Annotated in this window: 1 rRNA gene; it reads right to left on the bottom strand. The window is 55.9% G+C overall.

The annotated features are described in order from the left end of the window. Positions 1 to 2: 2 nt before the first annotated feature. A 23S ribosomal RNA gene (locus tag AB0Q99_RS34325) occupies positions 3 to 1,030 on the bottom strand; the annotation flags it as partial.

The raw sequence follows: 1,030 nt of genomic DNA, 5'->3' as shown, positions 1-1,030 counted from the left end.
CTGAGGACAAGCCCTCGGCCTATTAGTACCGGTCAACTCCACCCCTCACAGGGCTTCCATATCCGGCCTATCAACCCAGTCGTCTACTGGGAGCCTTACCCTCTCAAGGAGGTGGGAGTGCTCATCTCGAAGCAGGCTTCCCGCTTAGATGCTTTCAGCGGTTATCCCTCCCGAACGTAGCCAACCAGCCATGCCCTTGGCAGAACAACTGGCACACCAGAGGTTCGTCCGTCCCGGTCCTCTCGTACTAGGGACAGCCCTTCTCAACACTCCTACGCGCACAGCGGATAGGGACCGAACTGTCTCACGACGTTCTAAACCCAGCTCGCGTACCGCTTTAATGGGCGAACAGCCCAACCCTTGGGACCTACTCCAGCCCCAGGATGCGACGAGCCGACATCGAGGTGCCAAACCATCCCGTCGATATGGACTCTTGGGGAAGATCAGCCTGTTATCCCCGGGGTACCTTTTATCCGTTGAGCGACGGCGCTTCCACAAGCCACCGCCGGATCACTAGTCCCTACTTTCGTACCTGCTCGACCCGTCAGTCTCACAGTCAAGCTCCCTTGTGCACTTACACTCAACACCTGATTGCCAACCAGGCTGAGGGAACCTTTGGGCGCCTCCGTTACCCTTTAGGAGGCAACCGCCCCAGTTAAACTACCCACCAGACACTGTCCCTGATCCGGATCACGGACCCAGGTTAGACATCCAGCACGACCAGAGTGGTATTTCAACGGCGACTCCACAACAACTGGCGTTGCTGCTTCACAGTCTCCCACCTATCCTACACAAGCCGAACCGAACACCAATATCAAGCTATAGTAAAGGTCCCGGGGTCTTTCCGTCCTGCTGCGCGAAACGAGCATCTTTACTCGTAATGCAATTTCACCGGGCCTATGGTTGAGACAGTCGAGAAGTCGTTACGCCATTCGTGCAGGTCGGAACTTACCCGACAAGGAATTTCGCTACCTTAGGATGGTTATAGTTACCACCGCCGTTTACTGGCGCTTAAGTTCTCAGCTTCGCC

The sequence above is a fragment of the Kitasatospora sp. NPDC086791 genome (genome assembly GCF_040685975.1).
Classification (GTDB): Bacteria; Actinomycetota; Actinomycetes; order Streptomycetales; family Streptomycetaceae; genus Kitasatospora.
The sequence above is the reverse complement of the archived record's forward strand: the minus strand, read 5'-3'. Positions and strand labels throughout refer to the sequence as shown.